The 17,446-nt window shown below is 51.9% G+C and carries 12 protein-coding genes; 4 read left to right on the top strand and 8 right to left on the bottom strand.

Features of this window, described 5'->3' with window-relative positions; genetic code table 11:
- Positions 1 to 120: 120 nt before the first annotated feature.
- The 3 genes from ACTHSW_RS02215 to ribBA form a co-directional block, all read right to left on the bottom strand.
- Complete coding sequence (locus ACTHSW_RS02215; RefSeq protein WP_070461457.1) at positions 121 to 1,077, bottom strand: Slam-dependent surface lipoprotein; 957 nt, start codon at positions 1,075 to 1,077, stop codon at positions 121 to 123.
- Positions 1,078 to 1,229: 152 nt separating this feature from the next.
- Entirely contained in the window at positions 1,230 to 4,850 is a 3,621-nt protein-coding gene (tdfG, locus tag ACTHSW_RS02210; RefSeq protein ID WP_070461458.1) for a TonB-dependent receptor TdfG, read from the bottom strand.
- Positions 4,851 to 5,104: 254 nt separating this feature from the next.
- A complete protein-coding gene (gene ribBA, locus ACTHSW_RS02205) occupies positions 5,105 to 6,445 on the bottom strand; it encodes a bifunctional 3,4-dihydroxy-2-butanone-4-phosphate synthase/GTP cyclohydrolase II (RefSeq protein WP_107792507.1) in 1,341 nt (446 codons plus the stop codon).
- Between the two features lie 189 nt (positions 6,446 to 6,634).
- Between ribBA and ACTHSW_RS02200 the strand changes: the two genes are divergently transcribed.
- Positions 6,635 to 7,246: a DUF4230 domain-containing protein gene (locus ACTHSW_RS02200; RefSeq protein WP_083290066.1), complete on the top strand. Its 612-nt coding sequence runs from the start codon at positions 6,635 to 6,637 to the stop codon at positions 7,244 to 7,246.
- Positions 7,247 to 7,311: 65 nt separating this feature from the next.
- Here the strand turns inward: ACTHSW_RS02200 and ACTHSW_RS02195 are convergent, their stop codons facing one another.
- Together ACTHSW_RS02195 and tsaE are read right to left on the bottom strand one after the other, a co-directional pair.
- Positions 7,312 to 8,559: an N-acetylmuramoyl-L-alanine amidase gene (locus ACTHSW_RS02195; RefSeq protein WP_070461460.1), complete on the bottom strand. Its 1,248-nt coding sequence runs from the start codon at positions 8,557 to 8,559 to the stop codon at positions 7,312 to 7,314.
- Positions 8,547 to 9,017 carry a tRNA (adenosine(37)-N6)-threonylcarbamoyltransferase complex ATPase subunit type 1 TsaE gene (gene tsaE, locus ACTHSW_RS02190; RefSeq protein WP_063068225.1) on the bottom strand — a complete coding sequence of 157 codons (471 nt, stop codon included), beginning with the start codon at positions 9,015 to 9,017 and terminating at the stop codon, positions 8,547 to 8,549. Before tsaE ends, ACTHSW_RS02195 begins: the two co-directional genes overlap by 13 nt.
- Positions 9,018 to 9,188: 171 nt before the next feature.
- Here tsaE and pheA point away from each other — a divergent pair, with 171 nt between their 5' ends.
- The 3 genes from pheA (at position 9,189) to prfH (ending at position 12,449) form a co-directional block, all read left to right on the top strand.
- Complete coding sequence (gene pheA, locus ACTHSW_RS02185) at positions 9,189 to 10,277, top strand: prephenate dehydratase (protein ID WP_070461461.1); 1,089 nt, start codon at positions 9,189 to 9,191, stop codon at positions 10,275 to 10,277.
- Positions 10,278 to 10,674: 397 nt separating this feature from the next.
- Positions 10,675 to 11,808, top strand: coding sequence for an RNA ligase RtcB family protein (locus ACTHSW_RS02180; RefSeq protein WP_070461462.1), 1,134 nt, complete (start codon positions 10,675 to 10,677; stop codon positions 11,806 to 11,808).
- A 2-nt stretch (positions 11,809 to 11,810) separates the two neighbouring features.
- The gene (gene prfH / locus ACTHSW_RS02175) at positions 11,811 to 12,449 is read left to right on the top strand and encodes a peptide chain release factor H (RefSeq protein WP_070461463.1); all 639 of its coding nucleotides are present in this window, start codon (positions 11,811 to 11,813) and stop codon (positions 12,447 to 12,449) included.
- 86 nt (positions 12,450 to 12,535) lie between these two features.
- Here prfH and ACTHSW_RS02170 read toward each other — a convergent pair whose 3' ends face one another.
- The 3 genes from ACTHSW_RS02170 to ACTHSW_RS02160 all read right to left on the bottom strand — a co-directional run bounded on the left by ACTHSW_RS02170 (position 12,536) and on the right by ACTHSW_RS02160 (position 17,309).
- Entirely contained in the window at positions 12,536 to 13,765 is a 1,230-nt protein-coding gene (locus ACTHSW_RS02170) for an HlyD family type I secretion periplasmic adaptor subunit (RefSeq protein WP_070461464.1), read from the bottom strand.
- An 88-nt stretch (positions 13,766 to 13,853) separates the two neighbouring features.
- Complete coding sequence (locus ACTHSW_RS02165; RefSeq protein ID WP_070461465.1) at positions 13,854 to 16,037, bottom strand: type I secretion system permease/ATPase; 2,184 nt, start codon at positions 16,035 to 16,037, stop codon at positions 13,854 to 13,856.
- A gap of 42 nt (positions 16,038 to 16,079) precedes the next feature.
- Positions 16,080 to 17,309 (bottom strand): TolC family protein, encoded by a 1,230-nt coding sequence (locus ACTHSW_RS02160; RefSeq protein WP_070461519.1) that lies wholly within the window; start codon positions 17,307 to 17,309, stop codon positions 16,080 to 16,082.
- Positions 17,310 to 17,446: the final 137 nt, after the last annotated feature.

Here is a 17,446-nt window from a genome sequence, read left to right as displayed (position 1 = left end):
GCCGCAGTATATTTATGCCTACTGCGGCTGCGGTTAAAAAACGGCGGTTTTCCTGATTGCGGGAACGTACGGCCAAACGCCGAAAACACCGGCATTCCCTAATCGCGTAAGCGGACAAGGTTATTTTTTCGCGCCGCCGAAGGCTACGTCGTCGCCTTTGTTGTTGTCAGTTCCGCGTTTGGCATAGCCTGCCATGGCTGCCGCGCCATTGCCGTAGAATTGTCCGGTAATGCCTTCGTTATTGCGGCCTGGGATGCTGTTGAATGTACCTTTTGAATTGGTAATTTCAACACCGTTAAAGCTCAAATCCCTATCGCCCGCGCGTTTCAGTGCGCCGCTCATAGAACCTTTGTCGCCCGTACCGAATGTGGCTTTGATTTCACCGGTATAGAAATCGTTTTTGCCCGGCGTGTGCTTGTTGATACCGACAACGTTATAGGTAGCCGCAGCCAAGTTTCTGGTGTTTTTGGTCGGATTCTCACCCACGAACCAAACCGTACGGTTGCCGTCGTTCATATTCAAATCCGTGCTGTTGGCGATCTGATTGCTGTTGCCTTTGCGCGGTGCCCATTCGCCGAAGAAGACGTTGGTTGCCGCAGTCGGCACTTTGGCAAAGGTCATGCCGCCGAATTTCGGTGCAATCGGTAACTTTGGGTCGGCCATTTGGCGTACGCTGAACACTTCGGTGTTGTTGGCACGTTTTTCATACCACACTTGGGCGAGTTTGGTTTTCGAGAACCAGCCCGCAATCGGGTTGATGTCGCCGGGTTGCAGGTATTTCGGATTGGCCGTGCCATTTGCATTGGCGTTCTGATTGCCGCCGTTGATGGGCGTATTGCCGTATTTGTTGCGGATGCGCTGCGCGGGTCCGGCTTCGAGGTTGATGGAATTCGAATAACGGTTGTTTCCATCGCTGTCTATACTGATACCGGCACGGTTTGCACCAAACGGCAGCGCATCCGATTTTTGAGTTTTCACACGGTTTGTACTTGATTCTCCATATATATTCTCTACAGCCAAGGCAGAACCAAAAGCACCCATCAAAAGGGCGGCTAAGACGGTTTGACGCACATTCATGTTGAGACTCCTAAGAAATTGAAAAAAGCCTGCTTATCTTTGAAATATAGATGGCGGCAGAAAGCAGAAAAAAGACCGTCATATAAAAATAATATTGATAATCAATATTATATATACTAATTTGTTTTTGACAATAGGTCTGATTGAAAATTTTAGAATTTCGCTTTTAGGCCGAAGGTAACCGTCCTACCTGGGCCGGGAACGGGGGTGCTGGACATCGGGTCTAGATAATAGCGGTTGGCGAGGTTAGTAACGCCGAAATTCAAGTCTATATGTTTCCCTATGCGGTAGCGGGCATAGGCATCTAAAAGGGTGGCGGCATGCCAGCCGTAGGGTTTGCCGTTGCGCTCATACACCTGCCCCGCGCCGTCGGCAATCAGCTTGTCGTAGTTTTTCCGCTCCGCCTTGCTGTGATGGATGGCGCGCATGCCCAATTCCAGTTTTTTGTTGAAGAAGCGCGTGCCGACATCAAGGGAAAGCGAATATTTCGGCTGCAGGGACTGGAAGAAGCGGCTGAGGCCGAAGCCGCCTTCCAGGCATTCGGGTACGCGTTGCAGGTAATAGTCGAATTTGAAGGCGATTTGTTTGTCGCAAACCGCGTGTTTCAAGCGGTAAGTACCGCCGAAGGAGGCGAAGAAGCGGCCGCTGTCGAGGCGGCTTTGCAGCTCCACCCCCTTGCTGACTGCCCTGTCGTATTGGATCATGCCGCCGTCCATATTGGATGTGTCGATTTGGTTTTTGATTTTATTGCTGTAGTAGGTGAGGCGGAGGTCGCCTTGGCGCAGCTTGGTGAAATGCGGGGCGAAATTGAAATTGTAGCCGACTTCCCAGTTGGTGCTTTTTTCGGGTTTTAGGTCGTATTCGGCAACAACTTCCCTGCGGAGTAGGGCGTTGCTGCTGACTCCGGTCAATTCATACAGGCTGGGGAAGCGGCTCATGCGGGCATAACGGGCAAAGAGGCGGTGGTTGTCGGCAAGATCGTAGCTGACCGCCAGCATGGGCGACCAGGAATGCGCGCGTTGCTCCTGCGGTATGCGCCAGCGGTCGGCTTCGCCGAATTGATGCCTGACCCAAGCAAGGTTGTGTGGATGAGCTAACCGGTCTCTAGCAAAATCATTATCGTCTTCCGGTGGTGTCTGATTTGTATTGGCCAGTGCTTGCGATTCGGTAATCTGTCCGGGAGCAATATGTAAATTCGCCCCCGGAATATAGCGGCGGTGGCTGCCGCCCTTGCCTTGCGGATTATTTACCATTTCGCGGTATTTCTCGGGAGCAAGCTGTACTTTGCTGTTGTCGAATTTTCCCGAAACAATTGGGATAATCTGTTTGCGGCGTAGGACATATAGCACATCGGTATTTTTATCGCCATGTGTATATTCAACAAGCTGTCCATTTGGTTTGGCATACAAGCGTGTTTCCTGATCAACGAGAGTATCATGCGGATCAAAATCGTAACCGTTTTTTTCCTTAAAACGGCGGTTAAGGTCTTGATATTCTGCAACCTGTCCTCCGATTCTATCAGGGTTATAAAGCTGCAACATTCGCTTTTGGTTGGCAATATCTTCTTCATCCGCCAATTCAAAATACGGCATCATCAGGCCGGTAACATAGCTGTCCGAACCCAGGCCATACTGATACCAGGGGTTGCGTGCGGCACGCTGCCGCGCCAGTTCGATATTGCGTCCTTTAAAGTTCTGATAGCGCACGCCCGCCTGTATGTTCAGGCGGGAAGTCGGTTTCCAGTCGAAGACCAGGTTCGCGCCCCATTCGCGCTTTTTCGCCGACTGCGGGCCGCCCAAGGCCGCCATGCGAGTCAGTACGCCGAAAGTATTCATCAAATCATTGCTGTCGGCGGTATCGGTGCGTTCTTCCAGTGTTTCGCGCTGGTAGTCGGCGGCGAGGGTGAGGCTGAGTTTGTCGGAAAGGCGGAAGCGGTTGCTGAGGTTGAAGCCGTTGCGGACGACGTCGGTACGCTGCCGCGCACCGGGAACGATGATACGGTCGGGATGTTCGATGTAGTAGCGTTCCTGATTCAGCTTTTGCTTCAGTTCGGCCAGGTTCATCAGCCTGCCCAGATGGTTGGTCTGGTCGGTCATCACATTTTTATCGGCGGGCGTGATGGCGTAGTAGCCGCCCGTATGCCCCATCCAGCGGTCAGTAATCGCACGGTTGTTTTCATCGTATTCTGCCAGCTTGCGGGCGATTTTGTCGGGCGTGTCTTCTATCATGCGCAGCACTTCTTCATGGGTTCGCGCCGAACCGTAGGTGTTCGACGTCATCGCGCTTTCGCAGCTTTCCCCCCGCAGGTTAGGTGAGGGCTGTTTGCGTATGTTGCACCAATACCAAAGGTCGTACTCATAGTCGGGCGTAATGACGCCGACGACGGGGCCGCCGCTCTGATGGCGGTTGCTGTCGGTCTTCACCCGCCACATATCGGCCTGAAAATCTATCCATTTGTTGTTTTGCGGCTTCCATTCGTAGCCGATTTTGTAGGTTTTGCTGTCGATTTTCGTCCCTATGCCCGGTGCCTGCTGCGCAGGTTCGTCTAGGGATTGTTCGGCGAAACCGAGTATCCATGCCGTTATCAGGGGGTTGATTTCGCCGAAGCCGATTTTGTTGTCCATATATTGCAGGCTGATTTTTTGGTTGCCCGGCAGATACCAGTTGTTTTTCAGCAGCAGGGTTTTGGTGTCGGTGTGGCTGTTCATGATTTCTTCGCCCGGCCTGAACAGGACGGCCATATTCGGCACCAGGCTGGCGGAAGATTTGCAGAGTATGTCTTTTTCCCGTGGCGATTTGTCGGGATACTGGTCGTAACAGGCATCTGCACCGTAAATGGGGTTGTTGAGGTAGCTCTGATAACCGCGTTTGCCCGCGTAGTAGTTGCCTTTTTGGCGGTGGCTGTATGCGGCAAGGCCGTCTGTAATGTCGGTTTTGAAGGCGGCGGACAACATCAGCTGCCTGTCGTCTTTGAAGTTGGTGTGGCTTTTGCCGCCCGCATACTTGGTACCCGCGATGCCTTCGTCCAACAACAGGGCGGTGGGGGAAGGTTTGCCGGTATAGCCGGTCAATACATCGGGCATACCCGATACCCCGTCCGCCGTCGCGCCTATGGGCGAGAGAGTGCGGTAGTCGCGGCCTAAGAATTGGCGCAGGTCGTTTTTCTGCGCCACGGTGTTGCCGGAAAACTCGGTTTTGACTTCGATTCCCCAGTTTCTCCCTTCGGGGATGATGTCGGAAGGTTCGATGGTGCGGATAGACATCGCGCCGCCGACGCCCGATTTCACGCCGCGCGTGAGGGCCGGGCTTTTTTCCACCGCGATGCTGCGGAACAGGGCGGGGTCGAGGTAGTTGCGGTCGCCCACGCCGTAGTTGTTGAGCCAGACATCGACCGTCTGCTCCGTACCGTCCAGCGTTACGGGGATACGGCCTTTGCCGGTGATGCCGCGTATGTTGGGCGTAATCGCGCCGCCGGCGGTGCGGGTGTTCATGTTGTACACGCCGTTTAGGCCTTTGAGCACGTCGCCGGCGGATTGGACGCGGTAGCGTTCGAGGTATTCTTTGCCGACATAGGCGTTGGAGACGTTTTTGTAATACACGTCGTCCGCGCCTTTTTGGTCGTTGGTACGTTTGCCACTGACAACAACGGTATCCAATTCCTGGTATTGTTCTGGTCGAGCTGAGGTTTCGATGGTATTGGCAACGGTTAATGTACTGAACGCGCTGGCAAGGCTGAGAATGATTATTTTGGGTTTGGGAGTAAAAGCAGACATAGTTTCTCTTTGTTAAGAACTTAATATAATAGGTTAAAATACTCTTTTATATAAAAAATATAAAATTTTTAAATATTATTAATATTTATATCATAATTGATTATTCTTATCATTATTGAAATAATTTAATAAATAGTCGTTTTTATCATAATTTTATTTGGATAATATTCAGATAAATAGAGAGATGAAAAGGCCGTCTGAAAATTTTCAGACGGCCTTTTATTTCATTTGCTTTGAGAATCAATCAAGCAAGATTATTTCTCAGCTTCTTCAAAACCGACGACTTCGAGGCCGAAGCCGGTGAGGCCGGTGAAGGATGAAGGCTGGCCGAGGACGCGCAGTTTTTTGACGTTGAGGCCAGCGAGAATTTGTGCGCCTATGCCGTAGCTTTTGCTGTCCCATTTGTAGGCTTGGTTTGCGCCTTTGGGCAGGGTGCGGTCGAGCAGGGTGGCGCCGTCTTCGGTACGGTGCAGGAGGATGACTACGCCGCTTTCGGCTTGTTGGATGCGCTCAAGGGCTTTGGGCAATGACCAGGAATGGCGCGGGTTGGCTTGGATGAAGTCCATGACGCTGAAGGGTTCGTGGACGCGGACGAGGGTTTCTTCGTCGGCGGTTGGTGTACCTTTGACGAGGGCGAGGTGGGTTTCGCCTGAGAGTTTGTCGACGTAAACGTGTTGTTGGAACTCGCCCCACGGGGTTTGTACGGGTGCGTTGCCCATGTCTTCGAGCAGGCTTTCGGTGCGGCTGCGGTATTCGATGAGGTCGGTAATGGTGCCGATTTTGAGGTTGTGTTCTTCGGCGAATTTCATCAGTTCGGGCATGCGCGCCATGGTGCCGTCGTCGTTGATGATTTCGCAGATGACGGCGGCGGGAATCAGGCCGTTCATTTGTGCCAGATCAACGCCGGCTTCTGTGTGTCCTGCGCGGACGAGTACGCCGCCTTTTTGGGCACGCAATGGGAAGATGTGGCCGGGTTGGACGATGTCTTCTGGTTTGGCGGATGGGGAAACGGCGGTTTGAATGGTCAGGGCGCGATCGGCGGCGGAGATGCCGGTGGTAATGCCGTGGGCGGCTTCGATGGAGACGGTAAAGTTGGTACCGTATTGCGCGCCGTTTTTCTGGGTCATCATGGGCAGGCCGAGTTTTTCGACCATTTCGCCGTCCATCGGCAGGCAGACCAGGCCGCGTGCGTGTTTAATCATGAAGTTGATGGCTTCGGGGGTAACGAATTGGGCGGCCATCAGCAAGTCGCCTTCGTTTTCGCGGTCTTCGGCATCGGTGATGATGACCATTTTGCCGGCTTTGATGTCTGCTAGGATTTCTGGGATGGTGGAGATGTGGGACATGGTATTTCTTTCTTGGCTGATGGTGGGGGCGTGGCGGTCTTGGTGGTCTTGATCCAGCCACATGTCAGGCATATTGGCTGCCTGCTCGATTTTTCGGGCTTTTTTCTCGCCGAAAGATTTGTTTTTCAACAGGGCGGACAGCTCGCCTTGGTTGATGGCGATGGCTTGTGCAAACTTGGTCTGCTGGCCGTTGTGGTGTTGTGTTATCCATTGCCGCAGGTTGTGGCGGCGCAGGTCGGTGGTGTTCATGATGAGATGGAATTGAATTGTGTGTAATGGATTGTAGTCTTGTCTTTACCAAAAGGCAAACTTTGTTTATTGAGTTTTTTTATTACTTTTTAGTAATAAGTTTTAATATTTCAGACGGCCTGGGTATGGCTTGAAATTGACGGTTTTGGGAGAATATGGGGAATGTTTTGATGATTATTTTAACGGGGGATGTTTGAAATGAAAATGCTTGGGCGCGGATTGGTCGTGCTGGTGTTGTGTGCGCTGACGGCTGCAGGCGGCTGGTTTTATGCCCTGCATGGTCAGAACGAAGAACATCAGGTTTTGTCCCGTGAGGGGGTTTTGATGCAGATTAAGCAGATGAACCGCTTGGAAAGTACGGCATTTTATATCGATACGATTATCCGTACGGAGAAAAAAGGGGATTGGCGCAGGCTTTGGCAGGATTCTCAAAGCGGTATTTTTATTGTGCGCGGTAAGGTGTTGGCCGGTTTGGATTTGGACAAGTTAGGCGCGGACAATGTCAATATTGTGGACGACAAGGTCTTAATCAGCCTGCCGGCGGTGGAAATTTTGAGCGTGGATTTGGAAAATATCGAAGTGTACGATATTCAGACCGGCTCGTTTAATTTGCTGCCTATGGATAAGTCGGTATTTAAGACGGTGCAGGAAGAAGCGAAAAGGCAGGTATTGCAAAGCGCGTGTAAGGCTGAGATTTTGGAGCATGCCAACCGTCAGGCGCAAATCCAGTTGGAAAACTTATTTGCATTGACGCAGACGAAGGTGTCCGTCTATCCGGCTGCGGTAGGGAAGTGCGGTTAAATAGATTGCTTGAAAAGATAAGGCCGTCTGAAAAATTTTCAGACGGCCTTTGTTTCATCAAGCCATTATCCGCGTCGTAAAACGGCGGTATTGATGTATTTTTGAATACCGGTGGCAATGGCTTGGGCGCATTGTTGGCGGAAGGATTCGCTGCCGAGTAGCCGCTCTTCGGTAGGGTTGGAGAGGAAGGCGGTTTCCACCAAAATGGACGGAACATCCGGCGCGCGGAGGACAGCGAAGTTGGCTTCGTCAACGCGGCCTTTGTGTAATTGGTTGAGTTTGCCCAATTCGGTCAAGACGGAATGGCCGAGTTTGCGGCTGTCACGCAGGGTCGCGGTTTGGGTCATGTCCAAAATCGTGTTGTCGACATTGGGGTTGCCGCTGGTTTGTACGCCGCCGATGGCGTCGGCGTTGTTTTGGGTTTGGGCAAGGAATTTTGCCGCCGAGCTGGTCGCTCCTTTGGTATTGAGCATATATACGCCGGTACCGCGAGCGGACGGGCTGGTAAAGGCATCGGCGTGGATGGACACGAATACGTCGGCATTGCGTGCACGGCCTTTGGCAACGCGTACGCCCAATGGGATAAAGATGTCTTCGTTGCGCGTCATGAATACGTTGTAACCCAAGGCTTCGAGGCGTTTTTTGGTTTCGCGTGCAATGGAGAGTACAACGTTTTTTTCTTTGAGGCCGCTCGGGCCGATTGCGCCGGGGTCTTCGCCACCGTGACCGGGGTCAATCATAATCACGGGACGGCGGTTGCCGCCGCTGCCGCGATTGTTTTTAGGGGCAGGGGTGTCGTATGCGATATTGGTATTCGGACGTTGTTTGGGGACATTGCCGTTGAGCAAGGCCATCATCGGGTCGTTGGCATCTGCGCCGTGCGGATAGAGGTCGATAACCAAGCGGTTTCTGAAGTTGCCGACGGGGGCGAGCGCAAAGACTTGCGGATGGGAGCTTTGTTTGAGGTCGATGACGATACGCACGGTATTGGGCGTATTTTGACCAGCACGAATGCTGCGGATAAAAGGGTCGTTAGACAGCACTTTGCTGGAAATGCCTTGCAGGACGCTGTTGATTTCCGCTCCTTGAATATCTACAACCAACCGGCTGGGGTTGTCCAACATAAAATGTTGGTATTTCATCGAATGGTTGCTCTCAAGGGTAACGCGTGTGTAGGCGTTCGCCGGCCAAATGCGGACGGCAAGGAATTGCGCAGGAGAGGCCGGTTTGGCCAATGCGGCACCAACGGGCGTGAGGGTGAGAAATAGTCCTGTGCCTTGACGGAGAATGTGTCTTCTAGTTAATTTGACCATGATTCTAAACTTTTTCGGCCTTGGTTTGTGTGGGCGGAAAAGGTGCAGGTTCTGCCCTTATCGGTGTACGTCAATGTAATGGTAATGTCTGCCGGAGGCGTGAATTCCCCACCTTGCTGCGGCCATTCGATGAGGCAGATGCTGTCGGGCGCAAACAATTCGTCCAAACCGGCATCTTCCCATTCCTCGGGCATGGTAAAGCGGTAGAGGTCGAAATGGTGGAGGGTGAATGCATCCAGCGGATAAGATTCGACAATGGTGTAAGTCGGGCTTTTGACTGCGCCCGTATGTCCCAGTCCGCGCAAAATCCCGCGTGTCAGCGTGGTTTTGCCTGCACCCAGCCCGCCTTCAAGATAGATGGTCAGCGGAGCGGAAAGCTGCTTGCTCCATTCTTCACCCAGTTGCAGGGTTGCTTCTTCATCGGGCAGAAAACGGGTGTACAGTCCGTTTGAGTGCATGGAATAGGCCTTGTCGTTCAAAAGGCTTAATTATGATGGAATTGGCGGCGTTTGCAAACCTGATAGACGATAAAGTTAGATAAAGATAGTGTTGAGGCCGTCTGAAAACGGAATTCAGACGGCCTTTAATGTTAAAATGAAAATATCCCTCACAAAATTGCGAGACAGCTTATGCCTTTATCCATAGACGAACAATTATTGCCGCACCGCAATGCCATCGACAGCATTGATGCGGAAATCCTCCGTTTGCTCAACGAGCGCGCCGGTCATGCGCATGCTATCGGCGAATTGAAAGGGACAGGCGCGGTGTACCGTCCTGAACGGGAAGTGGCCGTTTTACGCCGGATTCAGGATTTGAACCGCGGCCCCTTGCCGGATGAATCGGTTACCCGGCTGTTTCGCGAGATTATGAGCGAATGTTTGGCGGTAGAGCGTCCGCTGACGATTGCCTATTTGGGCCCGAAGGGGACATTTACCCAGCAAGCCGCCATCAAACATTTCGGCCACGCCGCACACACCATGGCGTGTACCACCATCGACAACTGCTTCAAACAAGTCGAAACGCGCCAAGCCGATTATTTGGTGGCGCCGGTGGAAAACTCGACCGAAGGCTCGGTGGGCCGTACTTTGGACTTGCTGGCTGTAACCGCGTTGAAAGCCTGCGGCGAAGTGGTTGTCCGCATTCATCACAACCTGCTGCGTAAAGACAACCACGAAATCGGCGGCATTACCAAAGTTTTTGCCCATGCCCAAGCCTTGGCGCAATGCAACGACTGGCTCGGCCGCAACCTGCCCAATGCCGAGCGTATCGCCGTAGCCAGCAATGCCGAAGCGGCGCGTTTGGTTACCGAATCTGACAGCCCGAATGTGGCCGCCATTGCCGGACGTATCGCGGCGGAAATTTATCAGTTGAGCTTTGCCGCTGAGTGTATCGAAGACGAGCCGAACAACACCACGCGCTTCTTGGTGATGGGCCATCAAGACACAGGCCGCAGCGGCAACGACAAAACTTCTTTGGTCGTCTCCGCGCCCAATCGTGCCGGTGCCGTTACTGCTTTGCTGCAACCTTTCACCGAGTTAGGCATTTCCATGACCAAATTTGAAAGCCGCCCAAGCAAATCGGTTTTGTGGGAATACCTGTTCTTCATCGACATCGAAGGCCATCAAAGCGATGAAAATGTCCAAAAAGCCTTGCAGCTTTTGGGCGAACGCGCTTCCTTCGTGAAAGTTGTCGGCTCTTATCCGACCGTTGTTTTGTAAGGATTATTGGGTATCAAAGGCCGTCTGAAAAGTTTTCAGACGGCCTAAATTATGTTCTCAATATTTGCTATTTATGCAACATTATTGGCAGATTGATGTCAGTAAGTTTGCATAATTGGAAATAAACCCTCTATAATCCGAACGTTTTTAATATTTTCATGCAAAGAAAGGAGCAAGCCATGACACGCAATATTTCAATCCGCTCAATCACATTCTTTGCAGCTCAAGCGTCGGTCTGACTTTCGGATAACGCTTTTCGCATTCCATGTCGCCCGTTTCGGGCTGCTTTCCTTACGATTATCGGCTAGAAACCAGGCCGTCTGAACATTTCTCAGACGGTGGCTATTTATTGTCATCTGCTGACGATTTCTATCCGTTTTAAAGAAAGCATAAACACATGGGCAATTATCCCCATCATATTCAAATTATTGCCGATTCAAATACATGGATTGAAGGCAACGCTGTCGCACAGCTCGAAACCACCGCCCGATTACCGCATATGTTGCGCGTTGCCGGAATGCCGGATTTACACGCTGGGCGCGGTTATCCGGTTGGCGCGGCATTTTTCAGCGACCGTCATTTTTATCCTGCCCTGATTGGAAACGACATCGGTTGCGGCATGGCGTTTTGGCAGACCGATTTACGCGCGGCCAAACTCAAACCTGCCAAACTCGCCAAACAGCTTGGCAATATCGATACGCCGCTAGATAAAGACGAACAGGTCGATTTATTAGGTGACGCTGTCGATATGCACCAATTTTCAGACGGCCTTGCTGTAGGTACGATTGGCGGCGGCAACCATTTTGCCGAGTTGCAAACCGTTGACACCGTTTATCGCACCGATTTGCTTCCGCCCGATTTTGATGAAAACCATCTGCAACTGTTGGTGCATAGCGGTTCGCGCGGATTGGGCCAGCAGATTTTGCAATACCATATTGCCGCCTTCGGGCATCAAGGTTTGGCGGAAGAGGGCGAAGCGGCGGCGGCCTATCTTGCCGAACACCAAACAGCCCTTGAATTTGCCAGCCTTAACCGCCGTTTGATTGTGGCCAGAATGCTTGACCGTTGGCGCGCAGAAGGAACATGCCTGCTCGATGTCCACCATAATTTTTTGGAACAAACCGAGATTGACGGCACAATCGGTTGGCTGCACCGAAAAGGCGCAACGCCCACCGATAAAGGCTTGGTCATGATACCCGGCTCGCGCGGCGATTACAGCTATCTGGTCCAACCTGCCGAATATTGTCAAATTTCGTTGAATACCTTGGCTCACGGCGCAGGTCGGAAATGGCAGCGCGGCGAATGCAAAGGCAGGTTGTCGCACAAATACACTGCCGACAGCCTGCGCCAGACCGAATTCGGCAGCGTAGTCGTTTGTCAGGATAAGGCCTTGATTTTTGAAGAAGCGCCGCAGGCTTATAAAAGCATCGACAGCGTTATTGCCGCCATGAAAAACGCAGGTTTGATTGAATTGGTCGCGCGGTTTAAACCTGTTTTGACTTATAAAACCGGCGGCGAGTGTGGAGCGTAAAGATGAAACAGAATACACCAGCGGTTCATCTGCAAATTTCCACCGCGCAAGGGCCGGCAGAGTGCCGAATATTTGCCCGTTTCGTCTTGGGCAAGCTGCTTGCCGAAGCCCAATCAAAAGGCATTGATGCCGAACTCGTTAACGAAACCGCCGATAAGTACGGCATTTTGTCGGCGACGCTCAAATTGGCAGGGCAAAAAGCCGAAAGTTTGGCGCAAACTTGGCAGGGGACGCTCCAATGGATATGCCCCAGCCCCGTCCGCCCGAAACATCCGCGCAAAAATTGGTATATAGGCGTTTTTCGTTTGCCCGATATGCCGCAGACGTATGAAATGCCGTCTGAAAACGGAATCGAGTTTCAAACCTGCCGTTCGGGCGGTAAAGGCGGGCAACACGTCAATAAAATCGAAAGCGCCGTCCGCGCTACCCATAAAGAAAGCGGCATTTCCGTGTGGGTCGAGAGCGAACGCAGCCAGCATGCCAATAAAAAATTGGCGGTAATGTTATTGGCGCAAAAGCTGGCAGAGCATCATGCCGGACAGGCAGGAAATTTTGCGCAGGAGCAGCACACGCAACTCTATCAAGTTGAGCGCGGCAATCCGAAAAGGACGTTTGTCGGAGCGACGTTTAAGGAGAAGTAATTTGCCTGTCGGATAAACAGGCATAGTGAAAACATAAACCAAAGGCCGTCTGAAAACTTTCAGACGGCCTTTTATCAGTTTATCGATTAGCGTTCGCTCAACGCTTGTTTCATACGCGTAATCGGTTTGATCAGGTATTGGAAGATGGTTTTTTCACCGGTTTTGATGTCTACCGTTGCAACCATACCCGGAATAATCGGCATCGGTTTGCCGTTTTTGTCTTTCAGGGAGTTGTTTTCGGTTTGGACGAGAACGCGGTAATAAACTTGGTTCGGGTCAAGTTTTAAGTCGTTGGCACGGTTTTGCATAGAGTTGCTGACGGTATCGGCGCCGACGAGGGTAACTTTGCCTTCTAAACCGCCGTAGATGGAGTAGTCGTATGCGCTGACTTTAACCAATGCAGGTTGGCCTGCGCGGATAAAGGCGATGTCTTGCGGACGGATATAGGCTTCGACCAGCAGTTTGTCATCAACCGGGACGATTTGCATGATGTCTTCGCCTGCGTTCACAACGCCGCCGATGGTGGTGACTTTTATGCCTTTGACGATGCCGCGCATAGGGGCGCGGATTTGCGAGCGTTCAACCGGGTCGGCACGCATGGCAACGTTTTCTTTGGATTGCGCCAGTTCGGATTCGGCTTGCAAGAGTTCGTTGTTGGCATCGGCTTTGTAGCGGTTGCGGCGTTCAGAGATTTGGGTGGCCAAGTCTGCGGAATCGCGGCGCATTCTTAAAAGTTCGACTTCGGAAACATAACCTTCGGAAACAAGAGGAGCAGTAATGGCAATCTCTCGATCAAGTGCGGCCTTGCTTTGGGATAGGCCGTTGATGGCATCCACCATGACTTGGCGGCGTGCTTTGTAGGCGGCGATTTCGCGACGGCGAAGCTCGGGACCCACGCTGTCAGGGAAGGAGAGCTTGGTTCCGTAGGCTTCAGCTTTAAGGCGGGCAATAGTGGCTTCGAGGTTTGCGACTTTGGCTTCGCTTTCGCGCAAAACGGCGGAGCTGCGTGTGTCGTCGAGTTTCATCAGAATCTGATCTTTCTCGACCATATCTCCTTCTTTAACCATGATTTCGGTTACGATGCCGGGATCCAGGCTTTGGATTACTTGCTCACGGCTGCTGGGAATGATATTGCCGTTGCCACGGGTAACTTCTTCGACAGGGCTGTTGTAAGCCCAAATAACGAAGACAATCATCAGAATAAAAAACAGGATGATGACAATAAACTGGCCACTGTGTTTTTCTTTTTGCAGGGCGGCGTTGAGGTCGTTGATAAGGTCGAGATCTTTGGATTTGACGTTGTTTTCGCGGCTCATAATCGTGTGTCTTTATTGTGTTTGGTGGATTTTAACCATTAGGGCAGGCTGTTTGAAAGGGCAAGTAGGTTTCAGACGGCCTTTTGCTTTATCGTGCTGCTGATTGAGAGGCAGCAGCAGCTTGTTGCTGTTGTTTGGCGTTGGCTGCTTTGGCCTGTTCGTTTTGCATGAGTTTTTGCAATACGAGGTCACGCGGGCCGTCCATCACGACTTTACCATTATCCATCACAATGATGCGGTTGACGATTTGCAGCACTTGCGGACGGTGGGTCACCAAAAGCATGGTGCGGTTGCGACCCCATTGGGCAATAGCATTGAGCGCCATGCGTTCGGTAGCCTGGTCCAGGCTGGTGGTCGGCTCGTCCAGCAAGACGACTTTCGGGTTGCGCAAGGTCATGCGTGCCAGGGCGATGATTTGTTTTTGACCGCCGGACAAGCCTAAGCCGTCTTCACCCAGAGGCATATCCAAACCACGTGGATGGTTGCGGATGATTTTGTCGAGGCCGAAGCGGTTGAGCGCAGTCAGTAAGTCTTGGTCGGTAGAGTAGCTGCCGGTACGCGCCAAGTCCATATTTTCACGCAATGTGCCGAGGAACAGGCGTGGCGATTGGCTCAACAGCAGGACTTGATCGCGCAGGAAGTTGGGGTCAAGCTGGCGCATATCGACGCCGTCAAGGGTAACGTTGCCTTTTTCAGTGTCGTACAGACCGCTGGCCAGTTTGAGCATGGTGCTTTTACCGCTGCCGATACGGCCCAAAATACCGACTTTTTCACCCGGTTTGATGGTCAGGCGCAAATCTTCGACGGCGCTGTTGTTGTCGGCTTGATATTTGAACGATACATTTTCAAAGGTAATGTTGCCTTGTACGTTGTCCAAAGTAATGTATTTGCGTTCCGGATTGCGCTCGATAGGGCGGGTAACGATGTCGTTTACACCTTTGAGGGCAAGTTTGGCCTGTTGGAAGCGGGTGGCCAAACCAGCGATTTGTGCCAACGGCGCCAAGGCGCGGCCGGACAGAATCACAGAGGCAATCAATGCACCCATGGTGATACGTTCCGCATGGTTGTCGGCATGAATCAAATAGGTACCGACGACGACCAAGAAGACGGTATTGAGCTGCTGCATGGCAACGGCGAAGTTGACCATGAAGTTGCTGGTGTCTTTGACTTTGATGGAAGAAGCGGAAGTTTTGGCGGTGTATTCGTCCCAACGTTGTTGCGCCCAAGATGTGGCGTTGTTGGTTTTCAGGGTTTCGATGCCTTCGATGGCTTCAACGGCAAGGCCGGAGCGTTGCGAACCTTCTTTCATCGATTCGTTGATGTGGCGAGAGAGCGGGCGTTGTACGACAAAACCGACAATCACGACAATCGGAATGATGGTTAGGGGAACGAGTGCCAGTTTGCCGCCGACCATGGAAATTACGAAGATAAACAGCAACAGGAAAGGCAAGTCGACAATAGTCAACAAGCTGGCACTGGTCATGAACTCTCGCACGGCTTCAAATTCGCGCAGGTTGCTGGCGTATGAACCGGAAGAAGCTGGACGGTCTGCCAGACGTAATGCCATCACGCGGCGGAACAGGGCGGAGCTGATGATCAAGTCGGCTTTTTTGCCGGCAATATCGGTCAAATGACCACGAATCATCTTGGCGGCAAATTCAAACAAAATCGCCAAGACCACGCCGATGCTCAATACCCACAAGGTTTCATAGGCCTGATTGGGAATCACGCGGTCGTACACGTTCATCACATACAGGGAGCTGACGAGCGCAAGGAAGTTGATAATGATGGTGGCCAAAATGACTTGGTAGTAGTAGCTGCGGAAACGCCAAATGACTTTCCAAAACCATGCTTTGGGCAGATGGTATTCAGGCAGCTCCGAGCGCATATCGGTCGCCATTTTGGGTTTGATAAACCAGCAGTAGCCCAAATACAGGCCGGAAAGCTGCTCGTGGCTGAGTTCCTGTTCCAAACCGTCTACTTGGCGGATATGGTATTTGCGCTCTTGGCCGGAGCCTTCGATTTGGGTGATGACCGCTGCCTCTTCGTTGTGCAGGATAATCATGACCGGCACGGCGAGCGAGGGGATGTCTTCCAGATTGCGCTTGGATAAGGTGTTTTCAAAGCCGTGGCTGCGCAGGACTTCGACCAGTGAGTGATAGTTGACCTTGAGCTTTTTGTCGCGCACGACTTCGGCGGACAAAGCGGCTTCGGATACGGGCGCACCCAAAAGGCGGGTCACTAAAACGATGTGTTCAATGATGGCTTTCATATTTTTCGCGTAATGTTTTTGATTTAACCGGTGGATATGGCTTTATTTTTTTGCCAAACCGACCCAAGCGGAGATTTTGGCCTGAGTATTTAAATAGTCGAGTGCCGCATCGCGGAAATCGTTGCGGGCGGCAACGTAATCCTGCTCGATGGAGGATAACTCGCTGTATGCGCTCAAAACGTCGGTCAGCGTACGTCTTGCAACTCTAAATTGCATTTCATAGGCTTTGATAACATCTTTTTGAGCGAGAATATGTTGAGCTGTTAATGCGGTGCGCTGTTCGCTTTCCTGCATATCGATGGCCGACGTTTGAACGCGTTCGTTCATGTCGCGCAGGATTTGTTCGGACTTGGCTTCTGCAGCAATCAATGATTTGGCATTGCGCTCTACATTGTGGCGTGCAGCAATATCCAACACATTCCATGCAACGTTTAAATAAAGCTGTCTGGTGTTGCGCGTTGCACTGCCTTCCAAATTGAGGGCAGGCAGGCGTTCGGCTTTGGAAGCGTCCAAATCGGCACGGACGCTGTCGCGTTCGGCTAATTGTGCCTGATAGGACGGATTGTTGTTACGGTTGGGGTTGTTAAAGCGTTCGCTGATGGATTTTGCTGTGTCGTTTTTAAACGGATCTTCCAAATCGTTGGCGGTCAGTTGGCGCGAGGTATAGCGGGACAGACGGCTCAGAGCCAAATCCATGGTGCGGCGTTGTTGGGCGATAATGTTGGCTACTTGCAGCTGGCGTGCGCGCGCTTCAATCAGTTCAAAGTGGCGGCCGGCATCCTGTTTGACGATTGTGGTCAAGGTTTTTATGAGGGCGTTATGGCGCGCCAAAGTCTGTTCGTTGAGGATCAGGGTTTCTTTTGCACGTAATGCGCTCAGGTAGAGGCGGCCGATATCGCTGCCCAGCTGCTCTTGGCTTTCGGTGTATTTGTGTTGATAGTATTCTTCGCGGCTGCGGTCGCGGCGGACGGCGGCTTCAATCGCACCCCATGAGTAGATGTTCACGCTGCCGCGCACGCCGATACCGTCATCCATATCGTTGCTGTTGTATTTATTGTGTTGCGCCAGCACTTTCGTGCCGGTCAGGGTAACGACAGGATAATGGCGTGCACGCGTGGCTTTGGTCGTGCTTTGTGCTGCTTCTTGAGTGGCTTTGGCTTCACGCACAATCGGGTCGCTGATTAAAGCGTCCCTGAGGATGTCTTGCAGGCTGTATGCAGAGGCCGTCTGAAACGGCAGCAGGCAGCAGGCGACGGCAATAGCCGATGACAATAAACGGGGCTTTGTGGGGGAAGAATAAATATGCGACATGATTTTTAACCAAATAATTTATATATTATCGTTGTCCGTATCGGGTATCACCTGAGGCATGACCGGGCGAATTTTGAACGAGAACACATACATTTACA

This window comes from Neisseria sp. P0008.S004, from assembly GCF_051962755.1.
In the GTDB taxonomy this organism is placed as follows: Bacteria; Pseudomonadota; Gammaproteobacteria; order Burkholderiales; family Neisseriaceae; genus Neisseria; species Neisseria subflava_A.
Note: the sequence above shows the minus strand (reverse complement) of the source record. Positions and strands in the feature narration are given on the sequence as shown.